Source organism: Luteimonas vadosa, assembly GCF_039543545.1.
Classification (GTDB): Bacteria; Pseudomonadota; Gammaproteobacteria; order Xanthomonadales; family Xanthomonadaceae; genus Luteimonas; species Luteimonas vadosa.
Genome location: NZ_BAABJY010000002.1, coordinates 991,098 through 1,016,772, shown reverse-complemented (window position 1 = coordinate 1,016,772; position 25,675 = coordinate 991,098). Strand labels below are relative to the sequence as shown.

Below are 25,675 nucleotides of genomic sequence, written 5' to 3'. Positions count from 1 at the left end.
GATAACGTCTGCGCCGGGGCCGGTAACCACGACGGGAGGGCCGGACGGAACGAGGCCCGCTTGCGCGGGCCTCGAGGGTATCGAACCAGGCCTTGCGGCTTTGGTCAGTCCTTGACCTCTGCGTCGGCAGTGGCTTTGGCCTCGGCCGACTCTTGCTTCATTTCGTTGGCGACGGCTTCGGCACCCGCGGCGATGTTGCCCGCTGCATTGGCCTTGCCTTCTTCGTACGCCCGCTGCACGGGGTCTGCGGCTGCGTCAACGGCGACGGCGGCGTTCGCGGCGGCAACCGCGGTGCCGGCGGCAGCGGCTTCGGTCCCGGCCACGGCGGCCTGGCCTGCCGAATCGGCGGCCATCGCGGCCTGCTCGCCCGCGGCATCCGCGGCGGCTGCGGCCTCGGCCTGCTTCTGGTCGACGGTCGGGGAATTGCAGGCGGCCAGTGCGAACGCGCTGGCGGCCAGCAGGAGGGAAAGTTTGTTATTCATGGGTCGAGCCTCTTGGGAGTGGGTCCATTGGCGAACCCGTGTCATTTAACCGTACGGGCGCGTGGTGGTGCGGTGAAAGGGCGCGCATCGCGCTCGCTTCCAATTGCAGCAGGAACGGACTGCAGCAGAAACGGCTTGCACCATGGCTTGCCCCGAATCAAAAAGAAAACCGCCGGCAAGCCGGCGGTTTTCCGTGTTGCGGTGAACGTTGATCAGTCGGAACCCGGAAGGTTCCGGTCGCGATCAGGTACCGTCGTTCACGCCTTGCGCGTCGGCAGCGTTCTCGGCGGCCTGGGCAGCCTGGTCGGCGGCGTCTTCCAGGTCGGCGGCAGCGTCGGCGGCGTCGGCGTTGTTCTCCATGTCGCCGGTGGCGGCGTCGCCAGCGGCCATGGCGGCAGCGTCGGCGGCAGCAGCGGCGGCATCGGCAGCAGCCTGGGCGGTATCGGTACCGGCGGCGTTCGCGTCATCCTGGGCTTCCATGGCGGAATCCTGGGCGTCAGCGGCGGATTCAGCGGCGCGATCCTGGTTCGAGCACGCGACCAGGGCGAAGCCCATGGCGGCAGCGAGCAGAGCCTTGTTGATGGACATGATTCAATTTCCTCGTCTTGTGATTAGGCAACGCGCTAGTGCGCGCCGATAACATGATGACAAGCCCTCGTCGGGTGTCAAGCGTTGACTTCAACTATTTTGTAAAGACGGCGTTAACCATTCACCGCGGTGCAGGTGGCGTGAGGTCCGGACCGGTCCCGTCGGGTCAGGGCCGTTCGATGGCGATCGCGGTCGCCTCCCCGCCGCCGATGCATAGCGATGCGATCCCGCGCTTGCCGCCCGTTGCCTCGAGGGCATGCAGCAAGGTCACCACGAGCCGCGCACCGCTAGCGCCGATCGGGTGCCCCAGCGCGCAGGCGCCGCCGCGGACATTGAGCTTTTCGTGGGGGATGCCGAGCTCCCGCATCGGGGCCATGGCGACCGGGGCAAAGGCTTCGTTGACCTCGAACAGGTCGACCTCCCCGACCTCCCAGCCGGCCTTGTCGAGCACGCTGGCGATCGCCTTGATCGGGGCGGTCGTGAACCACTCCGGGGCTTGCGCGTGGGTGGCGTGGGCGACGATGCGCGCGAGGGGTTGCAGGCCACGCTTGGCGGCCTCATCGGCGGACATCAGCACCGTGGCGGCGGCGCCGTCGGAGATCTTCGAGGACGACGCCGCCGTAAGCACGCCATCCTTGCCGAACGCCGGGCGCAGCCCGGGGATCTTGCTGGCGTCGATCTTGCCGGGTTCCTCGTCGCTGTCGACCACGACCTCGCCCTTGCGGGTCTTGACCGTCACCGGGACGATCTCGTCGGAGAACCCGCCATCGGCCTGCGCCTGCTGCGCGCGGCGCGCGCTTTCGGCCGAGTAGGCATCGACCTCCTCGCGGCTGAAGGAATACTTGGCGCAGGTGGCATCGCCGAACACGCCCATCGCCTTGCCGTCGTACGGGTTGACCAGGCCGTCCCACGCCATGTGGTCGAGCATTTCTGCCGACCCGAAGCGTTGCCCGGTGCGCGAGCCGTTGAGCAGGTGCGGGGCGTTGGTCATCGACTCCATGCCGCCGGCGACGACGACGGTGGCGGACCCGGCGCGGATCAGGTCGTGCCCGAGCATGATCGCCTTCATGCCGGATCCGCAGACCTTGTTGATGGTCGTGCAACCGGTGGCGTCGGGGATGCCGGCGGCGCGGGAGGCCTGGCGCGCGGGTGCCTGGCCGAGGCCGGCGGGAAGGACGCAGCCGACGATGACCTCGTCGACCTGGTCCGGCGCCACGCCGGCGTGTTCCAGCGCGCCGGTGATCGCGGCCGCGCCCAGGGTCGGCGTCGGGACGCCGGTGAACTGACCGAGGAAGGAACCGATCGCGGTGCGCTTGGCACCGACGATGACGATATCGCTCATGGACTTGCTCCGGGGGTGGGGAGGGCCGGACGAACATCCGGCAGGCCCCGATTATCGCGCTCATGCTGCGCTGCGGCAAACGGGGTGGGCCGCCGGGAGACAAGGCCCTGGGCGGCGCCCCCAGGCCGCCGGTGGCCGGTCAGATCAGCCTGCGGGTGATCGCGGTGAGCACCGCGTGGGTCCGGTCCCGGCAGTCGAGCTTGGAGAGGATCTCGGACATGTAGTTCTTCACCGTGCCCTCCGACAAGTGGAGGGTGCGCCCGATCTCCTTGTTGGAATACCCGCCGGCGACCAGGCGCAGCAGGCTGCGCTCGCGTTCGGTGAGCTGGACGCCGGGACCGCGGTCGCTTTCCGGGGCGGCCTGCGGCCGCCACCGGGCCCGCACCGAACCCAGGCTGACGGGCTGGAGCAGGGTGTGGCCTTGCCCGACGCGACTGATCGCTTCGCACAGGTCTTCCGGCGACGCGTCCTTGAGCAGGAATCCCTGCGCCCCCGCGCTGACGGCCCGGGGCAGCATTTCGTCCTCGGCAAAGGTCGTGAGCAGGATCACCGGGGTCGCGTCGCCCCGGTCGCGCAGGCGGTCGACCAGCTCGATGCCGTCGACCCCCGGCATCCGGATGTCGCTCACGATGACGTCGACCGGGTGCGTCGCCAAGGCGTCGAGCAGCTGGGCGGCATCGGTGGTTTCGTAGGCGATCTCGATGCCGGGCTGGTCGGCGAGCAGGGCCGACAGCCCCTTGAGCACGAGGGCCTGGTCGTCGACGAGCGCGATGCGGATCGCCAAGGCTCAGGCGCCCGCGGGCAGGCTGGCGACGACCCGCACCCCACGGCCCGCGCGCGGGGTGACGGCAAGCCGGCCGTCGAGCGCCTCGACGCGCTCGCGCATGCCGTTGAGGCCATGGCCGAAGCTGATCGCCGGTTGCACCGCGCCGTCGTCGTCGATGGTCAGGGTGACATGGCCCGCGTCCTGGGTGCAGGCGACCTCCACGTGGCGCGCGCGTCCGTGCCGCAGGGCATTGGTGATCGCTTCCTGGGCGCAGCGCAGCAGGGTCTCGGCCGACTGCACGCTGCCCACCCGGAGGTCGTCGTCGAAGGCGAGGGTGATCCGGTCGTCGGGAATCTGCCGCACCAGCGCCTGCAGCGAATCCCGGAGGTCGATGCCGTCGTGCTTGCGCAGTTCGCCGACCACCGCGCGGATGTCGTCCAGCAGTTCGTGCGCCAGCGTCGTCGCGATCTCGATTTCCTCGCGCGCGCCGACCCCGGGGTCGCGCGCCAGCCGCGCCAGGTTGAGCTTGAGCGCCGTCAGCTTGTGGCCGGCGACGTCGTGCAGTTCCCGGGAAAGCCGGAGGCGTTCCTCGCTTCGGGCGCTCTGGTCCAGGAGTTCGCGCGTGGCGAGCAGCTGCGCATTGGCGCGCGCGAGCTCCTGCCGCGCGATCTCCGAACTCGTGGCGTAGTACGACGTCAGCCCGGCGAAGGCCTGGAAGCCCAGCATCGGCACGAGGACCAGCAGCATGCGCGGCCATTCGATGAACTGCAGCCAGGCCACGGCCAGCAGGACGTTGATCGCGACGAGCCAGGCCAGCGCGATGCGCAGCGGGTAGATGCCGATGAGTTGCGCCGCGACGATGACCACGAGGACGGCGACGGTCGCGCTGCCGAGCAACCAGCTCGCCGCCAGCGCGAAGGCCGCCTGCAGCAGCACCATCGGACCCGACCAGGGATGGCAGTCCTCGGCGTTGCGATCGACCACGCTGCGGCCGACGAAGGCCGCGAGGAAGAGCAGCAGGCACGCCAGCCCCGCCCACTCGCTCACCACGCCGCCCGGCAGCCGCTCCCACGCCACCACCTGCAGGACGACCGCCAGCCAGGTGATGTAGGCGGCCCAGCTCAGCGGCGAGAACGGGCCCGCGTCCCAGTGGGCAGGGCCTGGCATCGGGGCCTGGGTGCGGTTCATCGGCCGAGTATAGGTCGCGGTCCGCGCGGCCCGGCCGCGCCCGAGTCGATTGGTGACTTTCGTTACCGCTGTTCGATGACGGTCGACACCTGCCGGTGCCGGCGCCGGTCGACAGACTGGAGTCCTGCCGTCCGGAGCCTTGCCATGGATGCCTATCGCCTGCTGGTCACCTGCCACGTCGCGGCCGGCGTCGTCGCGCTGATCACCTTTTGGCTGGCGGGCCTGAGCCGCAAGGGCGGGCGCCTCCATCGCGGCGCGGGCAAGGTCTACCTGGTGGCGATGCTGGGCGTGCTCTGCAGCGCTGCCACCATGACCGCCTACTTCTTCCTCCACGGCCGCACCGGCGCGGCGGTGTTCCTGGGTTACCTGTGCGTGATCACGGCGACCGCCTGCTGGACGGCGTGGCGGGCGATCCGCGACAAGCGCGACGCCAAGGCCTACTTCGGCCGGATTTACGCGTCACTGGCCTGGCTCTCGATCGGCAGCGGCCTGGCCACCTTCGCGTTCGGCGTGGCCTTGGGCTCCCTGTTGCTGGCGACGTTCTGCTGGATCGGCGTGGTGGCCGGCGTGCAGATGCTGGCGACGTCCCGGGCGCACTCGGAACAGCGGTTGCGTGGCGGTGCCCGGTGGTGGCTGCGCGAACACTACTCGGCGATGCTGGCCAACGGCGTCGCCACGCACATCGCGTTCTTCAGCATCGGCCTCGGCCGCCTGCTCGCGCCCTTCGGCATGAAGCCGCCGCAGCTGCTGGCCTGGATGCTGCCGGTCGCGGCCGCCATTGCGGCCGGCTACTGGCTGGACCGCAAGTACGGGGTGCCCGCCGCCACGGTCCGGATCGGCGGGGCGGCCACGGCGCGGTAGGCCATTCAAACGCCTGCCACCGGGGCGGCGCCGACGCCGTCGGCCTCAGCGGTCCAATCGAAGGACGTACAGGCAACGCCCCCGTTCCGGGGCGTGCACCGGCTCGAATCCGTGGCCATCGAACAGGGCCGGCACGCCCGTCCAGACGAAGGCGCCGGCTTGCCGCGCACCGGGGGCGACGGCCTGCGGATAGGCTTCGAGTTCGCGGGCGCCGCGCGCGCGGGCGAGGTCGATCGCGGCCCTCACCAGCGCGCCGGCCACGCCCCGTCCGCGCCACCGCGCGGGGACATAGAAGCAGTTCAAGGACCAGGTGTCCGGACCCCAGTCGCGCGCGAGGGCCTTGCTGCGCGCGATGCGGGGGAAATCCGCGCGCGGTCCCAGCGCACACCAGCCCACGGGTTCGCCCCCGGCATGGGCCAGCACGCCGCACGCCCGGCCGGATTCCACCAGGGCGCGGAACGCGGCCCTGTTCGGCGCACCCTTGGCGGCCTCCCAGGCCTTGCCGCCCATCGGCACGCGCCACCACATGCACCAGCAACCGCCGCAGGCGCCGTTGTCGCCGAACAGCGATTCGATGGCCGGCCAGTCGGTGCGGGCCAGCGGCCGCGTTGCGATGGGAACCGGGGCGGGCATGGCACGAGCGTAGCCCAGGCGTGCCGCCGTGCAACTCAGCCCCGGTCGGCGAACAGCTCGCGCCCGATCAGCATGCGCCGGATCTCGTTGGTGCCGGCGCCGATGGCGTAGAGCTTGGCGTCGCGCAGGATGCGGCCGGTGGGGTATTCGTTGATGTAGCCGTTGCCGCCCAGGGACTGGATCGCCTCCAGCGCGACCTCCACCGCGGCATCCGAGGCATGCAGCAGGCAGCTGGCGGCATCGACCCGCGACCGGCGCCCTGCGTCGTAGTCGCGGGCCACCTGGTAGGCGAAGGCGCGGGAGGACTGCAGCGCCGTGTACATGTCCGCCATCTTGGCCTGCATGATGCCGAAGCTGCCGATCGGGCGGTCGAACTGCTTGCGCTCGCGGACGTAGGGCAGGGTGATGTCCATCGCCGCCTGCATCAGCCCGAGCGGCCCGCCGGTGAGCACCAGGCGCTCGGTATTGAGACCGGACATCAGCACCTTGACGCCACGGTTGACTTCGCCCAGCACGTTCTCGTCCGGGATCTCGCAGTCCTCGAACACCAGCTCGCAGGTGTTGGAGCCGCGCATGCCGAGCTTGTCGAGCTTCTGCGCGGTCGAGTAGCCCTTCATGCCCTTCTCGACCAGGAACGCGGTCATCGACTTGCTGCCCGCGTCCTTGCCGGCGGTGCGCATGTAGACGATCAGCACGTCGGCCTCGGGGCCGTTGGTGATCCACATCTTGTTGCCGTTGGCGATCCAGGCGTCGCCTTTCTTCACGGCGCGACACTGCATCGAGCCAACCACGTCCGAGCCGGCGCCCGGTTCGCTCATCGCCAGCGCACCCTTCCATTCGCCGGTGCACAGCTTCGGCAGGTACTTCTCGCGCTGCGCCTGGGTGCCGTTGGCGAAGAGGTTGGACACGCAGAGGTTCGAGTGCGCGCCGTAGGACAGGCCGACCGAGCCCGAGGCGCGGGAGATTTCCTCCATCGCCACCAGGTGCGCGAGGTAGCCCATGTCGCTGCCGCCGAACTCGCCGGGCACCGTCATGCCCAGCAGGCCCATCTCGCCCAGCTTGGGCCAGAGCGCCTGCGGGAACTCGTTGTCGTGGTCGATCTGCTCGGCCTGCGGCGCGATCTCGGACTCGGCGAAGCGGCGCACCGCCTCTCGCAGCGCATCGATCTCTTCGCCCAGGGAAAACGCTTGCATGGCAATCCTCGAAGGTGGGGGCGACCTCGCAGGCCGCGCCGGCAGGTCTGATCGCCCGATTGTAGACGGCCCGGCCGGTTGGGCCCTGCTGACAGCTCACGGGCAAGGGTGCGCCCCACGGCTACCCGCGCCGGGGAGCGGCCTGTCCAAGGATCGGTTCCCGGTCGCGACGCCCCGCGAAAGCGTGCGGATCCGCGGCGCGGTCACACGCGGATGGCGCGGGGCGGCGCCTGCGCGCGCCGCGCCCCCAAAAAGAAAACGCCCGGCCGGGCCGGGCGTTTTCACATGACGAAGCTAGGCGGAGCCAAGCCCCCTTTAGTAAAGGGGGCGCCGCGACAGCGGCGGGGATTTGGAGGTAGATAGCGGGGCCCAAAGTTTGCGAAGCCAACTTTGGGTTGATCCAGGCGCAGCCTAGATCAGTGCCCGCGAATCCGCCCCTGGAACCGCGGCGCCGCCCGCCCCAGCGGCAGCTTGAGCTTGCCGATCGCCTCGATGCGCTCCTCGGCCAGCCGGTCCGCAGCCTTGTAGGTCGGGATCCCGTCGCGCTCGGCGATCTCGAAGATGCGCGCGAGATTGTGGTAGATCGTCCGCATCATCCGCATCGCGCGCTCGCGGTTGTAGCCGTCGATCTCCAGCGACACGTTCATCACGCCGCCGGCGTTGACCGCGTAGTCGGGCGCGTAGAGGATGCCGCGCTTCTCCACCTCGTCGCCGATCGCGTTGTTGGCCAGCTGGTTGTTGGCCGCGCCGCAGATGACCTTGGCCTTCAGCCGGGGCAGGGTGTTCTCGTTGACGGTGCCGCCGAGGGCGCAGGGCGAGTAGACGTCGCAGTCGACGTCGTAGATCTCCTCCAGGCCCACCGATTCGGCGCCGAATTCGTTGACTGCGCGGTCGACCAGCGACTTGTTGATGTCGGTGACGAAGATCTTGGCGCCGCGTTCCTTGAGCAGCTTGACGAACTCCATGCCCACGTGGCCCAGGCCCTGCACGGCGTAGGAATACTTGCCGACTTCCTCGTCGCCGAACTTGCGGTTGAGCGTCGCCATCAGGCCCTGCAAGGTGCCGTACGCGGTGAACGGGGAGGGATCGCCCGAGCCGCCATGGACCTGGTGCACGCCGGTGACGTACTCGGTCTCGCGGTAGACGTATTCCATGTCGTTGACGTCGATGCCGACGTCCTCGGCGGTGATGTAGCGGCCGCCCAGCGACTCGACGAAGTGGCCGAACGCACGGAACAGCGCCTCGGACTTGTCGGTGGCCGGGTCGCCGATGATCACCGCCTTGCCGCCGCCGATGTTCAGGCCGGCCACGGCGTTCTTGTAGGTCATGCCGCGCGAGAGGCGCAGCACGTCGTTCAACGCTTCCTCCTCGCTCTTGTACGGCCACATCCGGGTGCCGCCCAGCGCCGGGCCGAGCACCGTGTTGTGGATGGCGATGATCGCCTTCAGGCCTGCGTCCTTGTTGTGGCAGAACACGACCTGCTCGTGGCCGTAGGTGTCGAGGTGTTCGAAGATCATTGGTGCGGCTCCGTCATGGGCGTGATTCGCGGAAGCGAATGGACGCTTGCGGTGTAGAGGTGGGGATGGGACCCGGCTGGGCCTTTGGCGCGCGTCGGCGCTAGGGGCGCGACAGGCCGGCCATTTTACGCAGGTCGCCCGCCAAAAGCCCGTACAGCCCTGTACGGACGGCCCACGGCGGCCCGGAGCGACGTCGCGCCCGGGCGAAGCGGCGCTAGAACGCCCGGTACCGCCCCTGCCGAAGCCACAAGGTGCCGAGCCACTTGACCCCGCGATCCACCGGCAGGCCGGCATGCACGGAGTCCGGGTCGGGGCTGCCGTCGGGCAGCAGGTTGTCGAACACCACGGCGCTGCCCGCCTTCGGCGCGATGCTCACGCCGGGCCCCGGGAACTCGGTGGCGCCGCCGGCTTCGACGTCGTTGAGGTAGACGCAGATCGTGCGCATCCGGTTGCCGGCCTGCGGGCCGTCGCGGGCGATGGTGGCGGGGGGCAGGTAATCCCGGTGCGGACGGTACTGCTGGCCCGGTTCGTAGCGCAGCACGGTGAGGTGCTCGGCCTGGACCAGGTCCACGCCGGCGGCCGCGCACAGGCGCAGCTGCACCGCGCGCAGGGCGAAGTCCTCCTGGATCGGATCGAGGCTGGCGTCGCTGCTGGTGCGGATCGGCATTGCGATGGCGTCGCCGGTGTCCGGGTCGGTGGTCTGCGAACCGCGGAGCATCGGCTGGCTGGTGGCGATCAGCAGCCGGCATTCGTCCGCCGACAGCAGGCCATCGACCACCGCCACCCGGGGCTGTTTGGACAGCACGGTCGACGACGGCGCGGACAACACGTCCTCCAGCGCCAGGTGGCGGGGCGTCGAACCGGCCTGGCGGGGCGGGCCGGCGGAGACCGCGGGCAGGCGCGCCACGCCCTGGGATTCGAGCTGCCGCCACAGGTCCTCGGCGGCCTCCGGCTGGGCGGGCGTGCCTTCGCCGTTGGCCAGGCGTTCGGCGAGCAGGCAGGCGGCGACGCGGTCACCGCCTTCGGCCGCGCGCTCCAGCAAACGGATGCACAGCGCCTGGTCCTCGGGATGCGGCTTGCGGCCGAAGTGGATGGCCGCGGCGCGCAACGCCGGGGGCAAGCCCTCGTCGATCGCCAGCCGCAGGCGCTCGTTGATGCGCTGGTCGCGCGGGGCCAGGGCACCGCCCAGGGCCACCATGGCCATCAGGTAGGCCGCGATCGGGTTGCCCGCCGCTTCGGCGCGCGACAGCCAGTCCACGCCGGCCACCGGGTTCGCGCCCTCGACGATCCCGTAAAGATGCATGCGCGCCAGTTCCACCTGGGCCCGGCGGTGCCCGCCTTCGGCCGCGCGCTGGTAGGCGGCGAAGCCCGCGTCGAAATCGCCGGCCGACAGCAGGGCGTCGGCCTCGCGGAACGCGGCCTCGGCCGCGCTGGTCTCTGGGGTTTGGGCGCGCGGCCCGGATCCGGGGGAGGCAGTCATGCCGACAGCCTACCGCCCGGCGTGCGGCGGCGACAGCGATCCGGCCCGCGCGTGCACGGGCACGCCGGTGCCACCCGGCTCGCGGAGGGCGATTCCAGGCCCCCGCGCTACAATCGGCCGATTACGCATTCGACCCGGAAACGCGCATGAGCACGCCCGCCGCCACCGTCCACGAAGGCGCTTCCACCGCCGCCCAGCCCGACGCCACGCCGCTGCGCTTCGTCACCGCCGCCAGCCTCTTCGACGGCCACGACGCCGCCATCAACATCATGCGCCGGCTGATCCAGTCGCAGGGCGCCGAGGTGATCCACCTGGGCCACAACCGCTCGGTCGAGGACGTGGTCCGCGCCGCGCTGCAGGAGGACGCCGACGGCATCGCTCTGTCGTCCTACCAGGGCGGCCACGTCGAGTACCTGAAGTACATGGTCGACATGCTCAGGGAACGTGGCGCGCCGCACATCAAGGTCTTCGCCGGCGGCGGCGGCACCATCACCCCCGAGGAGATCCGCGAGCTCGAGGACTACGGCGTCGAGCGCATCTACCACCCCAACGACGGCATGAAGATGGGCTTGGTGGAGATGATCGAGGACGTGGTCCGCCGGGCACGCGAGGGAAGGGAGAAAAGGGGTCAGGGACATTTTTCGTCCAGCGATTCCCCATCCTCCAGCGGTGTCTCGTCGAAAAATGTCCCTGACCCCTTTTCTCCCCCCGCCATCGACGACGAAATCGCCATCGGCCGCGTCCTCAGCGCGATCGAGGACGGCGAGCTCGGCGAGGCCGAGCTGTCGAAGCTACGCAAGCAATGGCAGCTGGCCGGCGGCAAGACCCCGGTGGTCGGCATCACCGGCACCGGCGGCGCCGGCAAGTCCAGCGTCACCGACGAGCTGCTCAACCGATTCCTGTCCAGCTTCGGCGACATGCGCATCGCGGTGATCTCGGTCGACCCCACCCGCCGCCGCACCGGCGGCGCGCTGCTGGGCGACCGCATCCGCATGAACTCGCTGCGCAGCCACCGCGTCTACATGCGCTCGATGGCCACCCGCCGCCAGCACGTGGCCACCAACGCCGTGCTCAAGGACTGCATCGGCTTCCTCAAGGGACTGGGCTTCGACCTGGTGATCGTCGAGACCGCCGGCATCGGCCAGTCGGATTCGGAGATCGTCGACCTGGTCGACTTCCCCATGTACGTCATGACCAGCGACTACGGCGCGGCCAGCCAGCTGGAGAAGATCGACATGATCGATTTCGCCGAGCTGATCGTGCTCAACAAGTACGACAAGCGCGGCGCCGAGGACGCCCTGCGCGACATCCGCAAGCAGTGGAAGCGCAACCGCATCGCGTTCAAGACCGCCGACGAGGACGTCCCCGTCTATCCCACCATCGCCAGCCAGTTCAACGACCCCGGCATCAGCTGGATGTTCGCCAACCTGTGCCGGCTGCTGCGCGAGAAGGTCGGCGTGGACTGGGACCCCACGCTCGACACCGCGCTCAAGGAGCCCCGCGCCACCGTCCTCATCCCCGGCAGCCGCGTGCGCTACCTGGCCGAGATCGCCGAGCAGGGCCGCCGCATCAACGCCGGCATCGAAAACCAGGCCGAAGCCGCCGACCGCGCCCAGGCCTTCTGGCAGGCCCTGTCGGAACTGGAAGACCCGCATCTGCCGAAGCAACTGGACCTCTACGACGCCGACGCCCTGCAGCCGGGCGACGACCGCACCCTGGCCACCCTCCGCCAGCGCTACAACGACGCCATCCAGGCGCTGTCCACCGAGTCCCTCAAGCTCCTGCGCGAGTGGCCCGCGCGGCTCAAGTCGATCACCGACGACGTCACCGAGTACCACGTGCGCGGCAAGGCCATCCAGGTCGAGAACTACCGCACCTCGCTCAGCCACCAGAAGATCCCCAAGATCGCCGCGCCTACCTACAAGAGCTGGGGCGAGCTGCTGACCTTCCTGGGCAAGGAGAACCTGCCGGGCAGCTATCCCTACACCGGCGGCGTCTATCCCTACCGCCGCACCGGCGAGGACCCGATCCGCATGTTCGCGGGCGAGGGCACGCCGGAGCGCACCAACCGCCGCTTCCATTACCTGTCGGTCGGCCAGCCGGCCGCGCGCCTGTCCACCGCCTTCGACAGCGTCACCCTCTACGGCGAGGACCCGGCCCCGCGCCCGGACATCTACGGCAAGATCGGCAACTCCGGCGTCAACATCCCGACGCTGGACGACATGAAGAAGCTCTACTCCGGCTTCGACCTGTGCGCGCCGACCACCAGCGTGTCGATGACCATCAACGGCCCGGCGCCGATGATCCTGGCGATGTTCATGAACTGCGCCATCGACCAGCAGGTGGAGAAATACCTGAAGGCCGACGACGCGCGCTGGAAAGCGACCGAAAAGAAGCTGGACGAGCTGTTCGCCGGCCGCGAGCGCCCGAAGTATCACGGCGACCTGCCGCCCACCAACGACGGCCTCGGCCTCGGGCTGCTCGGCGTCTCCGGCGACCAGGTCGTCGATGCCGACACCTACGCCCGCATCAAGGCCGAGACGCTCAACACCGTGCGCGGCACCGTGCAGGCCGACATCCTCAAGGAGGACCAGGCCCAGAACACCTGCATCTTCAGCACCGAGTTCGCGCTGCGGATGATGGGCGACATCCAGCAGTACTTCGTCGACAACGGCGTCCGCAATTTCTACTCGGTGTCGATCTCCGGCTACCACATCGCCGAGGCCGGGGCGAACCCGATCAGCCAGCTCGCCTTTACGCTCAGCAACGGCTTCACCATCGTCGAGTACTACCTCGCCCGCGGCATGGCCATCGACGACTTCGCGCCCAACCTGTCGTTCTTCTTCAGCAACGGCATGGACCCGGAGTACACCGTCATCGGCCGCGTCGCCCGCCGCATCTGGGCGCGCGCCATGCGCGAGCGCTACGGCGCATCAAGCCGCAGCCAGATGATGAAGTACCACATCCAGACCTCGGGGCGCTCCCTGCACGCGCAGGAGATCCAGTTCAACGACATCCGCACCACGCTGCAGGCGCTGTACGCCCTGTTCGACAACTGCAACAGCCTGCACACCAACGCCTACGACGAGGCCATCACCACGCCGACCGAAGAAAGCGTGCGCCGCGCCGTCGCCATCCAGATGATCATCAACAAGGAGCTGGGGCTGAACTTCTGCGAGAACCCCTGGCAGGGCAGCTTCATCGTCGACCAGCTCACCGACCTGGTCGAGGAGGCCGTGTACAAGGAGTTCGAGGCCATCAGCGAGCGCGGCGGCGTGCTCGGCGCCATGGACACCATGTACCAGCGCGGCAAGATCCAGGAAGAGTCGATGTACTACGAGCACAAGAAGCACGACGGCTCGCTGCCCCTGGTCGGCGTCAACACCTTCCTGCCCAAGGAGCACGCCGGCGAGATCGCCACCGAGATCGAGCTGATCCGCAGCACGGAAGGGGAGAAGGGCCAGCAGATCGCCAACGTCGCCCACTGGCAGCAGGCGCGGAATTCGCTGGCGCCCTCAGGGGAGACCAGCCACTCGCACATGGCGGACGCCGACGAGGTGGTGGAGCCGGAGCTGCACGACGGCCACGGCCTGGGCTATCTTCAGCAGACTGCGCGGGACCGGAAGAACGTGTTCACCGCGTTGATGGAGGCAGTGAAGACCCACAGCCTGGGGCAGATCTCGCACGCGTTGTATGACGTGGGTGGGGAGTATCGGCGGAATATGTAAGTCACGAACGACACAGCGACGAAAGGCAACCACCCAAGGACTTTGAAATGTTTTCGCCAGTACTCAAGCGATTCAAAATTGCCGGGTTACACGGCTATAAAGATGTGGTTGTTGATTTCGACGGCCCTGCCAGAATTGTCGTGGCTGAAAACGGTTCTGGTAAAACTACGATTTTCAATGCCTTGTATTCAACGATATCAAGGAAGTTCCATCGCTTGAGCGCCCTTTCATTTGATTACGTGGAAGTCGAGCTCTTTGACAGTTTGCTGCCCATAACAATAAAGAAAGAACACCTTGGGAGAATTAACGAGCAAATTGTCGAGGAGATCGGCAGCATCGCTAGCCAAGCTTCCCTCGAAAGCTCGGTGCTAACTGATTTTCTTCAGTCCACTTATACCAAAGGTGGATACCAAAGCTTTATTCGGCATCCCATCGTCAATCGAATTTACTTGAACAGCCCGTTCGATCATGAGGATCTCGCAGACACGCTTGATTCCCTAGCTGACGGATTGGATGGGTCCAACGTGGCTGAAGCGAAGGAGGCACGGGAAGCTCTGGGAAATGCATTCAAGGACGTGGAGATTCTCTATTTGCCGACGTATCGCCGGATCGAGTTACCTCTAATGCGAAAATTTAGAACTCGTGGAGTTTCGGCAAAAAACCGGCTGGCGCACTCCCATCGGCGGCGCGCTGGCTTTGCAGGACTAGATGAGCATTTTATCAACTTTGGCTTAGCTGACGTTGAGGACGCGCTATCTCAGCTTACTGATGAAATTGAAAAACAATCCAACATGGAGTATCGCGCTATCAGCGCGACAATTCTGGATGAAATTCTTAGGGACCAGGTGGAGAAGGAAGGCGCAAGCGATCAAAGCCTGCCTGATATAGATTCACTTTCCCGCTTTCTGAATCGCGTTTCACGGCATGGATCTACTGATCTTAGCCTAGACGCGATCAAGCGACTTTACGACTCCGGGGAGATTCAAAGTAAAGATAAGCTCTGGCTTCGATATTTCCTTGGGCGTTTGAATCGTGTGATCTCAAGAACGAGAGAAACGGAACTGAAGTTAGAGCGTTTCGTGGAGATATCTAACCAGTACCTTAAATCGTCGAGTGACGAAAAGGAACTAACCTACGACCCGCACTCCATGAAGGTTGTCGTCAAGAACTCTTGGACAGGATCCGAGATCGCGCTTGATGACCTATCGTCTGGGGAAAAACAAGTCGTTTCATTGATGGCTAAGCTGTATCTGAGCGATGCGCCAAAGTTCATAATGATTGATGAGCCGGAGCTGTCGCTTTCCATTGATTGGCAACGAAAAATTCTGCCGGACGTCTTAAACTCAGAGAGCGTCGCTCAGATGCTGGCGATTACTCACTCGCCGTTTATTTTTGACAATGCCCTAGATCCCATTGCGGGTCCCCTTGCTGTCACGAGATCGCCGCGGGTGACACAAGATGCTACCTAATTTGATCGATAAAATGAGAGAGGGTCGGCGTTCACCCGCAATACTAAAAATTGCTCTATCAAACATTCGATCAATTAACCCTGATAAGGCTGTTCTTGTTTTTGAAGGAGTGGACGACGTTGGCGTGTTCGAAGTTTGGATCGGACGATGCTCTAACAGGCCGTGTTATGAGCCGCTTCCGGGGCGAGGTAAAGATCAGGTCTTGGGCTTCCGTACGCTTCTCGCGAGTGATAGGACTGGCTTGAACCGCTGCGTTTTCTTTTTTATAGACCGAGACTTTGACGACCTCAAGGGGCATCCAAGCGGTGACGATTTGTACATGCACGGGACCTATTCGTCTGAGAATGTTTTGGCTGGAGAGGAGGTGTTGGAAAGTATCTTAGTTGACGAATTGAGATTTGCTGCGGACCCAGCGGGCAGGGCCGCGGTTTTGCAACGCTTCTCGGAGTTGCGGGCGTCGTTCTTCCAGCTGACTGCTGAGATCAACTTCAGATTGTTTTGTGCTGTGGTGCTCGGAATTAGGATTGTCGATGTATCGAAATCTATTCACCGGGCTGTCGAAGTTTCGCTCGACGGGGTGCGTCGTAAAGAAGATTTTACTGCTGCGACCTTCGTAGAGCTGGAGAGGGAGCCAGATGACGCGGAAGTCGCTCGTCTACGCTCAGCATTCGAGCTACTTGATCCCGTGGAGCGTTTCAGAGGGAAGTATGCGCTTGCATTTCTAGTTCGGTTTGTTGAGCTGGTGGCGACGGATAGAAGACTTGAAAATCCATGCCTTTGCAGCTCTCGAATGAGTGCAATTGGAAATGTCCAGATCTCGTTATCGCAGCGCTCAATGGCGGCTCGGTCACGGCTTCCTTCGGGGCTCGATGTGTTTCTTGGGCGGATAGTTGAAGAATGTCCTTGTAAATGCGTGCTGGCTCATGCCGCCTGAGCAGGTCGTCAGCGAATGCTTCCATCAATAGGAACAAAACGGGGTCAGGTTACTTGCAGGCAACGGGGTCAGGTTCACTTACGCTATGAGGGCGGGCGCCGAGCCGGCACTGGTTGTTATGAGAGGGGGGCCGGGGCATGGCGTTACATTCTTGTGTTCTCTGGCTAGTGCTGCGGCGGATTGGTGGGAAAAAATGGTGTCAGGGACAATTTCTGACATGCACCCAGTCTCTTGGATGAGGTAGAAAAAAATGGTGTCAGAGACAATTTCTGACATGCAACTGGCGCCTTGGATGAGGTGGCCCCCCGGCTTCTGCTGATCGCGAGTGGCCTGGGCGGAAGGTGATGCTTGTCGCATGGCCCGATTGCCATGCCCCGGCCTTGCCGGGATCCCGCAGCACGTCGTGCAGCGAGGCAACAATCAAAAAGTGGTGTCAGGGACAATTTCTGACATTTTGCCCGCGGTAACATGGCGGCATGCCACGCAGACCCGTCGACCCATCCATCCCGCCTCCATGGAACCGCAAGCCGCCTGCCGACAAGTCGCGTCCGTTGAGCCCGCGGCAGCTGGCAGCTGCGCGGCAGCGAGCCGAAGAGGCAGGGCGACGCTATCCAAACCTCGTTGACAACATGTGGGCTGCGCGGCACGTAGAGCGGGGCGAAGTGCCCGTGGATGCTGACAAGCACGAGTGAGGGGAAACAGGGGTCAGAGTCGACTTTCCAGCGTACGGGGTCATGTTCTTACGCAGGACCGGCTATCTTCATCGCGGGGCGAAGCAATGCGCCGCACACACCCTCGGAAATCGTCGGCTCCTTGCCTCGGCCAGCGCCTGGCAGTCATCCTGGCCGTAGATTCGCTGCTGCTGCTTTTTCGTGACGATTGGCACTCTGGACGCCGCGATTTCCCTTGCTAACGTGCAGGGGAAGAGGCGTCTTGGGAAGGCATAGGCGGATGCGTAGATTTCGATCCGTGATCAAGGCGACCAAGCAAGCATTCGGGCTGGTGTGCTTGCTGTGCCTGGCGCAGGGAAGCGAGGCGGCGGAGATCGCCGTGGAGACGCAGGCCCCAGGCGTCGACCACCACCAGCATTTGCTCAGCGACGCCGGCGCGGCCTTGCTCAACGCGCCCGAACTCGCGGCGGGCGTTCCGGACGAAGTCCTCACCCTGCTGCGTGCGCAGGAATCAGCCTGGGACGATCCGACGCGCCTCGCGCCCCTGTTCACCGAACAGGGTGTCTGGCTCGACGGCGTTCAGGGCGGCGCGGGCTGGATCCAAGGTCGCGAGCAAGCGGCCACCCGCCTGTCCCAGACCTTTGCGAGTGCGTACCAGATTCTCCCGGTGTTCTGGCATCGGCAGGGCGATGCCGGCCATCTGGCCGTGCTGTACTCCCGCGGCGACGGCGCGAGACGCCGGAATGTGGGCACGGGCGTGCTCGCCTTGGAGCGCGATCCAGCGTCAGGGACGTGGCGCATGGCGATGCAGGCGCCGCGCTTCCCTGGTCCGGCGCTCGAGGCCCCGCTGGATGCCGACGCGCTCGTGGCCCTGCTCGACAAGGCGGGGATCGCGCGCGCGGTCGTACTCTCGATCGCCTACTGGTTCCAGTCGCCCACGTACGCCAACGCCGATGCGGATACGAGGACGCGGGCCGAGAACGCCTGGACCGCGGAGCAGGTGGCGCGCCATCCGCAGCGCCTGGTAGGGTTCTGCAGTGTCAATCCCCTGCGTGACGAGGCGCTCGCCATCGTGGACGCATGCGCGCGCGACGCGCGATTCCGCGGCTTGAAGCTGCATTTCGCGTCATCCCAGGTCGACCTCGGGCAAGCAGCGCACGTGGAGAAGGTGCGCGCCGTGTTCGCTGTGGCCAATGCGGGTGGTCTGGCGCTTGTGGTGCACACGCGCACCGGCGATGGCTACGGTGCACGGGACGCGCGGGTCGTGGTCAATGAGCTGTTGCCGGCGGCTCCCGACGTGACAATCCAGATCGCCCACCTCTGGGGCGGTGGCGCATTCTCGGCCGATGCCTTGGCGGTGTTTGCCGAGGCCGTCAGCACGGGTGTGCCCGCAACCCGGCACCTGGTCTTCGACCTGAGCGACGTGGCCTACGGAGCGGGTCCCGCCGGACAGCAGGCCCTTGTGGCGCGGCGGATCCGCGAGATCGGGCTCGACCGGGTGTTCTACGGTTCGGATGCCGCCTACCTGGGCCATCCCGGGCCGGCGGATTCGTGGGCCTACTTCCGCAAGGAGATGCCGTTCACCGAGGCGGAGTTCGGCGGGATTGCGGGCAACGAGGCACCCTACCTGCGAACTGCGAGACGCGTGCCCTAGGCGTCAGGCAACAAACGAGCAAGGTGTCAGCGGCTGAGGGGAAAATAGGGAATAGAGGGTCAGAGTCGACTTTCTCAGAAAAAAGAGGTGTCAGGGGCAATTTCTGACATGCATCCGGCGTCCTGGTTGAGGTGGAGCCCCGGCTTAATCTGATCGCAAGTTGCCTGGGCGGAAGGCGATGCTTGTCGCATGGCCCGACTGCCACGCCCCGACCTTGCCGGTATCCCGCAGCACGTCGTGCAGCGAGGCAACAATCGACTGCCGTGCTTCCTCGACGACGAGGACCGCCGGCGCTACTTGCAATGCCTGCGCCAAGCCCTGTTGAGGTTCGGTTGCCGGCTGCACGCCTATGTGCTGATGAGCAATCACGTCCATCTGCTGCTGACCCCGGATGCGCAGGGCGCGGTGTCGCGATTGATGCATGCCTTTTCGCGGAACTATGTCGGCCTGTTCAACGGCCGGCACGGGCGGACCGGAACGCTTTGGGAAGGCCGGTACAAGGCCTGCCTGGTCGACTCGGGAGCGTATTTCCTGGCCTGCAGCCGCTACATCGAACTCAATCCTGTGCGCGCGTGGATGGTGGCGCAGCCGGACGACCATCCGTGGTCGAGCTACGGCTCCAATGCATTGGGCCGGGCGGATTCGCTGCTGTCCCCGCATCCGGAGTACCTGGCGCTTGGTACCGACCCTGCCTCGCGGGCAGCCACCTATCGTGCGATGTACGCGGAGGCACTGCCGGACGAGCTCGTCACCGAGATCCGCAACTACCTGGGACAGCAGAAAGCGCTAGGCACGGACCGTTTTCGGTCATGGGTCGAGGCAAGGACGGGGCGATTTGAAGCGGTGCGCGGGGTGGGAAGGCCTCGCCACATCCGAAATTGTCCCTGACACCATTACACCCGCGAAATTGTCCCTGACACCATTACACCACGCACAGGGTCCGATGGAGCACCTGTGGCGGCGCTGGACCTATGGAAGGGGCATAGCCGTCGACACCCGGCGGACAGGTGTGATCGACCCGGCTTGAACTGCGCCGCTCAATGTTCCTTTTTTCTGGTTCCTCACGGAGCCTGCGCAGCAGGGCTGTGATCATGCGGGCCGGCCTGCCGCAGGACACTCCCATGACCTATCTCCGCGAAAGCGACCTCACGGTCGACCAGCTCTCCGATGCGATCGTTGCCGCCGCCGAGTCACATGGATTCGGCGTGCTACACCAGTACGACTTCCAGCAGATCCTGGAAAAGAAGGGCTTTCCCATCGATGCGCGCTGCCGGGTGTTCGAAATCTGCAATCCGCGGCAGGCAAGCGAAGTGCTGGCGGTCGACATGGCGCTGAACATGGCACTGCCGTGCCGGGTGTCCGTTTACGAGCAGGGCGGACGCACCGTGGTGGGGATGATTCCGCCCACGGAGCTGCTGGCCCTGGTGTCCGATGACGACGCGATCGCGGCTTCGGCACGTGAGGTAGAGGCAGCCATGCAGGCAATGATCGACGCGCTGGCCACTGGCGGTGCGGGTTAACCGAACGAGGGATCGGAGTCGACTTTTCACGACCTGGAAGTCGGGGTCAGCCAAATTCCTCCTTCGCCCTGGGTCGCCCGCCTGGCAACAGTCCTGACAAGCCTCAGGAATCGTCAGCATGCTTCCGCGTCGCGCCCGCCAGGGGCTGGAGTTCCGGATTCCCATGGCGTGGCGCCGGCAGGTTTCCGACGCGCTGCACCGTGTCCATCATGGGATCCGCTGGATTGCCAGCGAGGTCCTCGGTCACCCAATCCACGGCGTCCCGCACGCCGCCATCGGTCGTGGCGAGGACCTCGGCGGTTTCCGTCTCCAGCCCGCCCACCCTGCGCGGCTCGCGCGCGTACCAATAGCCCGCAACCCGGTAGCGCGCCTCGAAATCGAGGTCGCTCCACCCGGCATCGCCGTGGCGTTGCACGCGGTGGCCTGCTGTCCGGTGTCCCTTCTTGCCGGCAACGTCGAGCGAGAACCGCAGCCCCGCGTACGCGTCGAGCCAACCGCCGGTCCACTTGAAAGGATCGGGGTTGAACACGCCATCGGCGCTGCGTTCGACCGCGTCCACCAATTGGCGTCCGGTGACGCGACCGACCGCCAGCTGCGGACCCACGGGCATGTAGTGGTAGAGGTCTTCCAGTCGGATCGGACCGACCGGCACGTGGGTGCCGTAGCGGAAGCCCCGCATGTGGCCGACGTCGGCCCCGGCCTGGCGCCGGAAGGCCTCGGCGAGGTATTGGCTGGACGTGCCCTGGACGGCGGCGGGCACGGGGTCGTGCGTGAAGCCGCTGCGGTGGAGGCCGACGTGCGCCTGGCCGACCACGGTGTCGATCGGAGTCGCCAGTGTTGCGCCGTTGAGGGGATTGACATGCGGGGTAAAGGCCGGGCCGCTGACGAAGGGCCGGCGCGCCGCATCGATGGCCGCGGCGATCTCGCCATCCGGAGCCAAGGCCTCGTCGACGACATGGAGGTGATAGGTCCAGTCGACCACCCGGCCGCCTTCGATGCGCAGGTCGAACTGGCCCAGGCGCGTCCCGTCCTGGCCCACTTCGGAAACCAGGGCGCCGGTAGAGGTCCGCACGGGATCGCGGGTCTCCTCGTGCATGTCGGACGACAGCACGACGGCGAGTTGCGGATAGCGCTCGGCGATCAGCAGGTTCTTGGCCAGCCCGAATTCCGAGAGCAGGACGACGAGGTCCGGCTGCTCGTCTTCGGCGATGGCGGCGAGCAGCGGCCCGAGTTCGTCTGCGGTGCTGGTGAAGCGGATGCCCTCCGTGACCCACGGGCCCAATGCGTTGATGGCGCGATCGCTGGAGAGGCCGAGCACGGCAATGCGGCATGGGCCGACAGCCAGCATCCGGTAGGCAGGAAGCAGCAGGCCACCACTGCTGTCGTCGTAGGCATTGGCGGCGACCGCCCCCCAGCGACATCCGCCTTCGCCGGCGCTGCCCGGTCCGAACAGTTCAAGGAAGCGCGCCTTGCCGTACAGGTAATCCCAGTTGCCCGGGGCGAATGCGTCGATGCCGAATCGATCCAGCACGTCGACCAGGGCCTGGCCACGGGTGAAGAGCGCCTCGGCGCTCCCCTGGATCGTGTCGCCGGTGTTGAACAGCAGGGTCCCGGGATGTTCGCCGCGCAAACGCTCGACGAGGGTGTACAGGTGGGCCAATCCGCCTTGCATCCCGGGGCCATCTCCCCGGAGGTGCGGGCGCGGCAGCAGGTGGCCGTGGATGTCGCCCATATGCAGCAGCCTCAGGTCCATGTGGTCGCTCCCAGTGGTCGGCCAGCCGGGCCGTAGCGCGAATCAGATCGCAACGAACGGCAGGGCATCGTGAATGCCGGATCGAAGCAGGGTCCGCGCGACACCTGGACAACGGTCCCGAGAAAAATGGGTCAGGATCATTTCCGTTTCAATCGAAAATGTTCCCTGACCCCTTTTGGTTCCACCGAGGGCGCGATCCTGCTGGAGGGAAAAGCCCCTGACCACTTTGCCCACGTCGCCTATTCAACGAACCCCGCCAGGAACGTCGCCACCACGGGACTGGCCTCCACCTCGGCGCGCACCAGGGAGTTGCCCCACCACAGCGCCTCGGTGTTGGCGAGCACGATCAGGGTGAGCTTGCGGTCGGGAACCTTGAGATAGATCGCCGAGTAGCGTTCCGGGTCCCATCCCGAATGCCAGGCCAGCCGATGTCCGTTCCAGTCCTGGACGAACCAGCCCCAGCGATAGTCTCCCGCCGCCTGCGCCACCGGTGCGTCGAAGATGAGTGCATGCCACTCCGCGGGGAGCAGCTTGCCGGCGTCCAGGGCCATGTCGAACTGCGCGAGCTGGCGGACGCTGGCCTTGATCCCGGCCGCCGCGCGGAAGTCGTCATCGGACATCGTGTTCTTCCGGGGCTTGCCATCCTCGACCACGAAGGGCGGCGCCAGCAGCCGCAGTGCCGAACCACCGCCTGGATCGCGCCAGCCCAGCGCGATGTCGCGGATCCCGGCCGTGTCCATCACCCGCTCGCGCACGATGCTGCGCAGCTCGCGCCCGCCCGCGCCGGAAACCACGCGGTCGATGCGTGCGTAGCTGATCGGGTTGTACACGAAGGCCGAACCGTCGCCGTTGGCGCGCATGTTCAGCATGTCGCGCAGCGTGATGTTGCGCGAGCAGTCCATCGCGGGCACCGGTGTGCCGTCCGCCTCCTTGCCTCCGCGGCCAAACAGGATCTGGCTGCCCGCCAGCCATTCGCAGGTGTCGGCCCATCCGGCATCGGCGCCCATCGGCGTGCCAAGGTCGAGATCGCCGGCGGCCGCTTCGGCGAGGATCGCCGTGGCCGCGATCGGCTTGGTCACCGATGCGATCGAATACGTGGTGTCGGCGGTCGTCGCGACCTCGCCTTCGTCGTCGGACCAGCCATACCCCTTTTCCCACAGGACTTCGCCATCGCGCAGGATCGCCACGGACAGCGCCGGGATCCCGTGCTCGCGTCGGAAGCCGGCGAGGTAGTCGTCGAAGCGCGTGATGGCGGCGGACTCCGCCGTCGGCGGGGTGGCGGCATGGGTGAAGGGCAGGCTCGCGCCAAGCAGCGCGACGAGGGACAGGGCAGCGATGGGCGGGCGAAGCGGCATGATTTCTCCCCTGGGCATCGGTCCACGGTACAAAGCCCGGACCCGAAGGGGAAATCCGCCACCGTGGGCCCGGGAGCCGGCCGGTGCCTGCCTTGCCCGACTATTCCTCATTCGCCGGCCAGTCCGCCTTGGGCCCATGGGGAAGGGGCTGAGATCATTTCCCGGAGCGGTCGATCACCGGTCGCGCAGTCTTGAGGGCGTCGCTGGCGATTGCGGCAGCGATCCGGCTGGGCCGCTATCGGCCCGTGGGACCTCCTCCGGGCGGCGCACGCCGTCTTGCTGAATCCGGCAGACCCAACCGATGGCACTACACGGAGTTCCTACCTGCGGTACAAAGCACGGTCGCCTGACGCACCCCTTGACCGCACCTTTCCGGAGAACCGCCTTGAAGAAGACCCTGCTCTGTGTCGCGACCGCCGTCGCCTTGTCGATGGCGGCGCCGCTTGCCGCAAAGGACCACGACCGCTGCGTGGACGACGCCTGCAACATCGTGGCACTGCTCGACGACAGCGCGCCCGGTGGTGGCGGGTCCGTCATCCCGGCCAAACGCCTCGGCACCTGGGGTATCGACACCGCGGGCATGGACACCAGCGTGAAGCCCGGCGAAGATTTTTTCGCCTATGTCAGCGGCAACTGGGCCAAGACGACCGAGATTCCCTCGGACAAGTCGATGTATGGCTCGTTCCTGGTGCTGCGTGACCTGTCGGAGGCGCGGCTGAGGGCGCTGGTCGAAGGGTACCCGGCAGGCGATCCGGCCACTGGTGGCGACGCAGCCAAGATCGCCGCGCTGTACCAGGGTTTCATGGACGAGGCCGCCATCGAGGCGAAAGGCGTGAAGCCGGTCGAACCACAGCTCGCTGCCATCCGCAGCGCCGGCGACAGGGACGCGATCGCCCGACTGATGGGACGGAGCATGGGCGGCTTCGGCGGCTCGTTCTTCGGCGCCTCGGTGTCCGACGACCAGCGCAACCCCGACATGTACACGCTGTACCTGAGCCAGTCCGGCCTGGGCCTGGGCGACCGCGAGATGTACCTGGACCCGAAGTTCGCCCCGCAGCGTGAGCGCTACCAGGCCTACATCGCGCAGATGCTCGCGCTGGCCGGTTGGGACGACCCGAGTGGCCATGCGGCCAAGGTAATGGCGATGGAAACCCGCATCGCGCAGGCGCACTGGACGCGCGCGGAAAGCCGCGACCGCGACAAGACCTACAACCCGGTTGAGCTGGGACAGATGGCCGCCACGGCGCCCGGCTTCCCGTGGGAGACGTTCTTCGACGCGGCCGGGGTGGGGACGGCCGAGCGCGTGGTGGTGAGGCAGAAGACCGCCATCCCCAAGATGGCCACGATCTTCGCCGACACCGATCTGGGCACCCTGAAGGCCTGGCAGGCGTTCCGTACCGTCGACGAAGCCGCACCGCTGCTGTCCAAGGCGTTCGTCGATGCCGAGTTCGAATTCCGCTCGAAGTTCCTTTCCGGCCAACCCGAGCAGCGTCCGCGCTGGAAGCGCGGCGTGGCCCTCGCCGAAGGCACGATGGGCGAGGCGGTGGGCCGTGATTACGTCGCGCTGTATTTCCCGGCCGACGCCAAGGCCAAGATGGACGACCTGGTCGCCAACGTGAAGGCGGCCATGGGCGCGCGCCTGCAGCAGCTCGACTGGATGAGCCCGGCCACCAAGACCGAGGCGATGGCCAAGCTGGAAGGTTTCGGCCTGAAGATCGGCCACCCCGAGAAATGGCGCGACTACAGCGCGCTGCAGGTCGTCAACGGCGACGTGTTCGGCAATGCCGAGCGTTCGCGCCGGTTCGAGTGGGACTATCGACGCAACCGCCTCGGCGGCCCGGTCGACAAGGCGGAGTGGGGCATGACGCCGCAGACGGTCAACGCCTACTACAACTCGGTCAAGAACGAGATCGTGTTCCCGGCCGCGATCCTGCAGCCGCCGTTCTTCGATCCCGATGCCGACCCGGCCGTCAACTACGGCGGCATCGGTGGCGTGATCGGCCACGAGATCATCCATGGCTTCGACGACCAGGGCCGCAAGTCCGACGGCGAAGGCGTGCTGCGCGACTGGTGGACGGCCGGGGACGCCGCCAAGTTCGAAGCCCAGGCGGCCAAGCTTGGCGCGCAGTACGAGGGCTACGCGTTCCCGCAACTGCCGGACATGCGCATCAACGGCAAGGTGTCGATGGGCGAGAACATCGGTGATCTCGGCGGCCTGACCATCGCACTGGAAGCCTACCGCCGCTCGCTGGATGGCAAGCCGGCACCGGTGATCGACGGCTTCAGCGGCGAGCAGCGCTTCTTCATGGGCTGGTCGCAGGTGTGGCGCACGTTGTGGCGCGACGACGCGCTGCGCCAGCAACTGGTCAACGGCACCCACTCGCCGGGCCATATCCGCGCCTACGCGCCGCTGCGCAACATCGACGCCTGGTACGAGGCGTTCAACGTGACCGCAGCCGACCCGCTGTGGGTCGCGCCGGCCGATCGGGTGCGCATCTGGTAACGCCGGCGTAAGCGCCTCCGGCACGCCGGTGGCGCCGG

General features: G+C 66.4%; 20 protein-coding genes. 9 read left to right on the top strand and 11 right to left on the bottom strand.

Features of this window, described 5'->3' with window-relative positions; genetic code table 11:
• Positions 1 to 104: 104 nt before the first annotated feature.
• The 5 genes from ABD970_RS10520 to ABD970_RS10500 form a co-directional block, all read right to left on the bottom strand.
• On the bottom strand, positions 105 to 482 hold the full coding sequence (locus ABD970_RS10520; RefSeq protein ID WP_345295420.1) for a hypothetical protein: 378 nt from the start codon (positions 480 to 482) through the stop codon (positions 105 to 107).
• A gap of 243 nt (positions 483 to 725) precedes the next feature.
• Positions 726 to 1,070 (bottom strand): hypothetical protein, encoded by a 345-nt coding sequence (locus tag ABD970_RS10515; RefSeq protein ID WP_345295419.1) that lies wholly within the window; start codon positions 1,068 to 1,070, stop codon positions 726 to 728.
• 166 nt (positions 1,071 to 1,236) lie between these two features.
• A complete protein-coding gene (locus ABD970_RS10510; protein ID WP_345295418.1) occupies positions 1,237 to 2,412 on the bottom strand; it encodes a thiolase family protein in 1,176 nt (391 codons plus the stop codon).
• A gap of 139 nt (positions 2,413 to 2,551) precedes the next feature.
• Positions 2,552 to 3,196 carry a response regulator transcription factor gene (locus ABD970_RS10505; protein WP_345295417.1) on the bottom strand — a complete coding sequence of 215 codons (645 nt, stop codon included), beginning with the start codon at positions 3,194 to 3,196 and terminating at the stop codon, positions 2,552 to 2,554.
• Positions 3,197 to 3,199: 3 nt separating this feature from the next.
• Positions 3,200 to 4,366: a sensor histidine kinase gene (locus ABD970_RS10500; protein WP_345295416.1), complete on the bottom strand. Its 1,167-nt coding sequence runs from the start codon at positions 4,364 to 4,366 to the stop codon at positions 3,200 to 3,202.
• 144 nt (positions 4,367 to 4,510) lie between these two features.
• On the opposite strand from ABD970_RS10500, the gene ABD970_RS10495 reads away from it, so the two are divergent.
• Positions 4,511 to 5,227: a DUF2306 domain-containing protein gene (locus ABD970_RS10495; protein ID WP_345295415.1), complete on the top strand. Its 717-nt coding sequence runs from the start codon at positions 4,511 to 4,513 to the stop codon at positions 5,225 to 5,227.
• Between the two features lie 45 nt (positions 5,228 to 5,272).
• Here ABD970_RS10495 and ABD970_RS10490 read toward each other — a convergent pair whose 3' ends face one another.
• From ABD970_RS10490 to ABD970_RS10475, 4 genes are all read right to left on the bottom strand, one after another.
• A complete protein-coding gene (locus ABD970_RS10490; RefSeq protein ID WP_345295414.1) occupies positions 5,273 to 5,860 on the bottom strand; it encodes a GNAT family N-acetyltransferase in 588 nt (195 codons plus the stop codon).
• A 35-nt stretch (positions 5,861 to 5,895) separates the two neighbouring features.
• Positions 5,896 to 7,053: an isovaleryl-CoA dehydrogenase gene (locus ABD970_RS10485; protein ID WP_345295413.1), complete on the bottom strand. Its 1,158-nt coding sequence runs from the start codon at positions 7,051 to 7,053 to the stop codon at positions 5,896 to 5,898.
• Positions 7,054 to 7,469: 416 nt separating this feature from the next.
• A complete protein-coding gene (locus ABD970_RS10480) occupies positions 7,470 to 8,570 on the bottom strand; it encodes a Glu/Leu/Phe/Val dehydrogenase dimerization domain-containing protein (protein WP_345295412.1) in 1,101 nt (366 codons plus the stop codon).
• Between the two features lie 214 nt (positions 8,571 to 8,784).
• A complete protein-coding gene (locus tag ABD970_RS10475) occupies positions 8,785 to 10,050 on the bottom strand; it encodes a 2OG-Fe(II) oxygenase (RefSeq protein ID WP_345295411.1) in 1,266 nt (421 codons plus the stop codon).
• Positions 10,051 to 10,196: 146 nt separating this feature from the next.
• Between ABD970_RS10475 and ABD970_RS10470 the strand changes: the two genes are divergently transcribed.
• The 7 genes from ABD970_RS10470 (at position 10,197) to ABD970_RS10440 (ending at position 20,026) form a co-directional block, all read left to right on the top strand.
• A complete protein-coding gene (locus ABD970_RS10470; protein ID WP_345295410.1) occupies positions 10,197 to 13,778 on the top strand; it encodes a methylmalonyl-CoA mutase family protein in 3,582 nt (1,193 codons plus the stop codon).
• A 47-nt stretch (positions 13,779 to 13,825) separates the two neighbouring features.
• Complete coding sequence (locus ABD970_RS10465) at positions 13,826 to 15,247, top strand: AAA family ATPase (RefSeq protein WP_345295409.1); 1,422 nt, start codon at positions 13,826 to 13,828, stop codon at positions 15,245 to 15,247.
• Positions 15,237 to 16,181 (top strand): DUF4435 domain-containing protein, encoded by a 945-nt coding sequence (locus tag ABD970_RS10460; protein WP_345295408.1) that lies wholly within the window; start codon positions 15,237 to 15,239, stop codon positions 16,179 to 16,181. Before ABD970_RS10465 ends, ABD970_RS10460 begins: the two co-directional genes overlap by 11 nt.
• A gap of 476 nt (positions 16,182 to 16,657) precedes the next feature.
• The gene (locus ABD970_RS10455) at positions 16,658 to 16,873 is read left to right on the top strand and encodes a hypothetical protein (protein WP_345295407.1); all 216 of its coding nucleotides are present in this window, start codon (positions 16,658 to 16,660) and stop codon (positions 16,871 to 16,873) included.
• 277 nt (positions 16,874 to 17,150) lie between these two features.
• Entirely contained in the window at positions 17,151 to 18,506 is a 1,356-nt protein-coding gene (locus ABD970_RS10450) for an amidohydrolase family protein (protein WP_345295406.1), read from the top strand.
• Between the two features lie 189 nt (positions 18,507 to 18,695).
• Positions 18,696 to 19,394: a transposase gene (locus tag ABD970_RS10445; protein ID WP_345295405.1), complete on the top strand. Its 699-nt coding sequence runs from the start codon at positions 18,696 to 18,698 to the stop codon at positions 19,392 to 19,394.
• Positions 19,395 to 19,597: 203 nt separating this feature from the next.
• Positions 19,598 to 20,026 (top strand): DUF302 domain-containing protein, encoded by a 429-nt coding sequence (locus ABD970_RS10440; protein WP_345295404.1) that lies wholly within the window; start codon positions 19,598 to 19,600, stop codon positions 20,024 to 20,026.
• Between the two features lie 103 nt (positions 20,027 to 20,129).
• Here ABD970_RS10440 and ABD970_RS10435 read toward each other — a convergent pair whose 3' ends face one another.
• Complete coding sequence (locus ABD970_RS10435; RefSeq protein WP_345295403.1) at positions 20,130 to 21,779, bottom strand: bifunctional metallophosphatase/5'-nucleotidase; 1,650 nt, start codon at positions 21,777 to 21,779, stop codon at positions 20,130 to 20,132.
• 239 nt (positions 21,780 to 22,018) lie between these two features.
• The gene (locus tag ABD970_RS10430; RefSeq protein ID WP_345295402.1) at positions 22,019 to 23,134 is read right to left on the bottom strand and encodes a serine hydrolase domain-containing protein; all 1,116 of its coding nucleotides are present in this window, start codon (positions 23,132 to 23,134) and stop codon (positions 22,019 to 22,021) included.
• 385 nt (positions 23,135 to 23,519) lie between these two features.
• On the opposite strand from ABD970_RS10430, the gene ABD970_RS10425 reads away from it, so the two are divergent.
• A complete protein-coding gene (locus ABD970_RS10425; protein WP_345295401.1) occupies positions 23,520 to 25,637 on the top strand; it encodes a M13 family metallopeptidase in 2,118 nt (705 codons plus the stop codon).
• Positions 25,638 to 25,675 lie beyond the last annotated feature (38 nt).

What these genes read in the sequence shown, in the direction of transcription:
- ABD970_RS10440 (WP_345295404.1), top strand. Translation starts at nt 19,598, where the DNA reads ATGCGGGCCGGCCTGCCGCAGGACACTCCCATGACCTATCTCCGCGAA.
- ABD970_RS10435 (WP_345295403.1), bottom strand. Translation starts at nt 21,779, where the DNA reads ATGGACCTGAGGCTGCTGCATATGGGCGACATCCACGGCCACCTGCTG.
- ABD970_RS10430 (WP_345295402.1), bottom strand. Translation starts at nt 23,134, where the DNA reads ATGCCGCTTCGCCCGCCCATCGCTGCCCTGTCCCTCGTCGCGCTGCTT.
- ABD970_RS10460 (WP_345295408.1), top strand. Translation starts at nt 15,237, where the DNA reads ATGCTACCTAATTTGATCGATAAAATGAGAGAGGGTCGGCGTTCACCC.
- ABD970_RS10480 (WP_345295412.1), bottom strand. Translation starts at nt 8,570, where the DNA reads ATGATCTTCGAACACCTCGACACCTACGGCCACGAGCAGGTCGTGTTC.
- ABD970_RS10455 (WP_345295407.1), top strand. Translation starts at nt 16,658, where the DNA reads ATGCCACGCAGACCCGTCGACCCATCCATCCCGCCTCCATGGAACCGC.
- ABD970_RS10470 (WP_345295410.1), top strand. Translation starts at nt 10,197, where the DNA reads ATGAGCACGCCCGCCGCCACCGTCCACGAAGGCGCTTCCACCGCCGCC.
- ABD970_RS10465 (WP_345295409.1), top strand. Translation starts at nt 13,826, where the DNA reads ATGTTTTCGCCAGTACTCAAGCGATTCAAAATTGCCGGGTTACACGGC.
- ABD970_RS10520 (WP_345295420.1), bottom strand. Translation starts at nt 482, where the DNA reads ATGAATAACAAACTTTCCCTCCTGCTGGCCGCCAGCGCGTTCGCACTG.
- ABD970_RS10510 (WP_345295418.1), bottom strand. Translation starts at nt 2,412, where the DNA reads ATGAGCGATATCGTCATCGTCGGTGCCAAGCGCACCGCGATCGGTTCC.
- ABD970_RS10495 (WP_345295415.1), top strand. Translation starts at nt 4,511, where the DNA reads ATGGATGCCTATCGCCTGCTGGTCACCTGCCACGTCGCGGCCGGCGTC.
- ABD970_RS10500 (WP_345295416.1), bottom strand. Translation starts at nt 4,366, where the DNA reads ATGAACCGCACCCAGGCCCCGATGCCAGGCCCTGCCCACTGGGACGCG.
- ABD970_RS10475 (WP_345295411.1), bottom strand. Translation starts at nt 10,050, where the DNA reads ATGACTGCCTCCCCCGGATCCGGGCCGCGCGCCCAAACCCCAGAGACC.
- ABD970_RS10445 (WP_345295405.1), top strand. Translation starts at nt 18,696, where the DNA reads ATGGCCCGACTGCCACGCCCCGACCTTGCCGGTATCCCGCAGCACGTC.
- ABD970_RS10485 (WP_345295413.1), bottom strand. Translation starts at nt 7,053, where the DNA reads ATGCAAGCGTTTTCCCTGGGCGAAGAGATCGATGCGCTGCGAGAGGCG.
- ABD970_RS10515 (WP_345295419.1), bottom strand. Translation starts at nt 1,070, where the DNA reads ATGTCCATCAACAAGGCTCTGCTCGCTGCCGCCATGGGCTTCGCCCTG.
- ABD970_RS10490 (WP_345295414.1), bottom strand. Translation starts at nt 5,860, where the DNA reads ATGCCCGCCCCGGTTCCCATCGCAACGCGGCCGCTGGCCCGCACCGAC.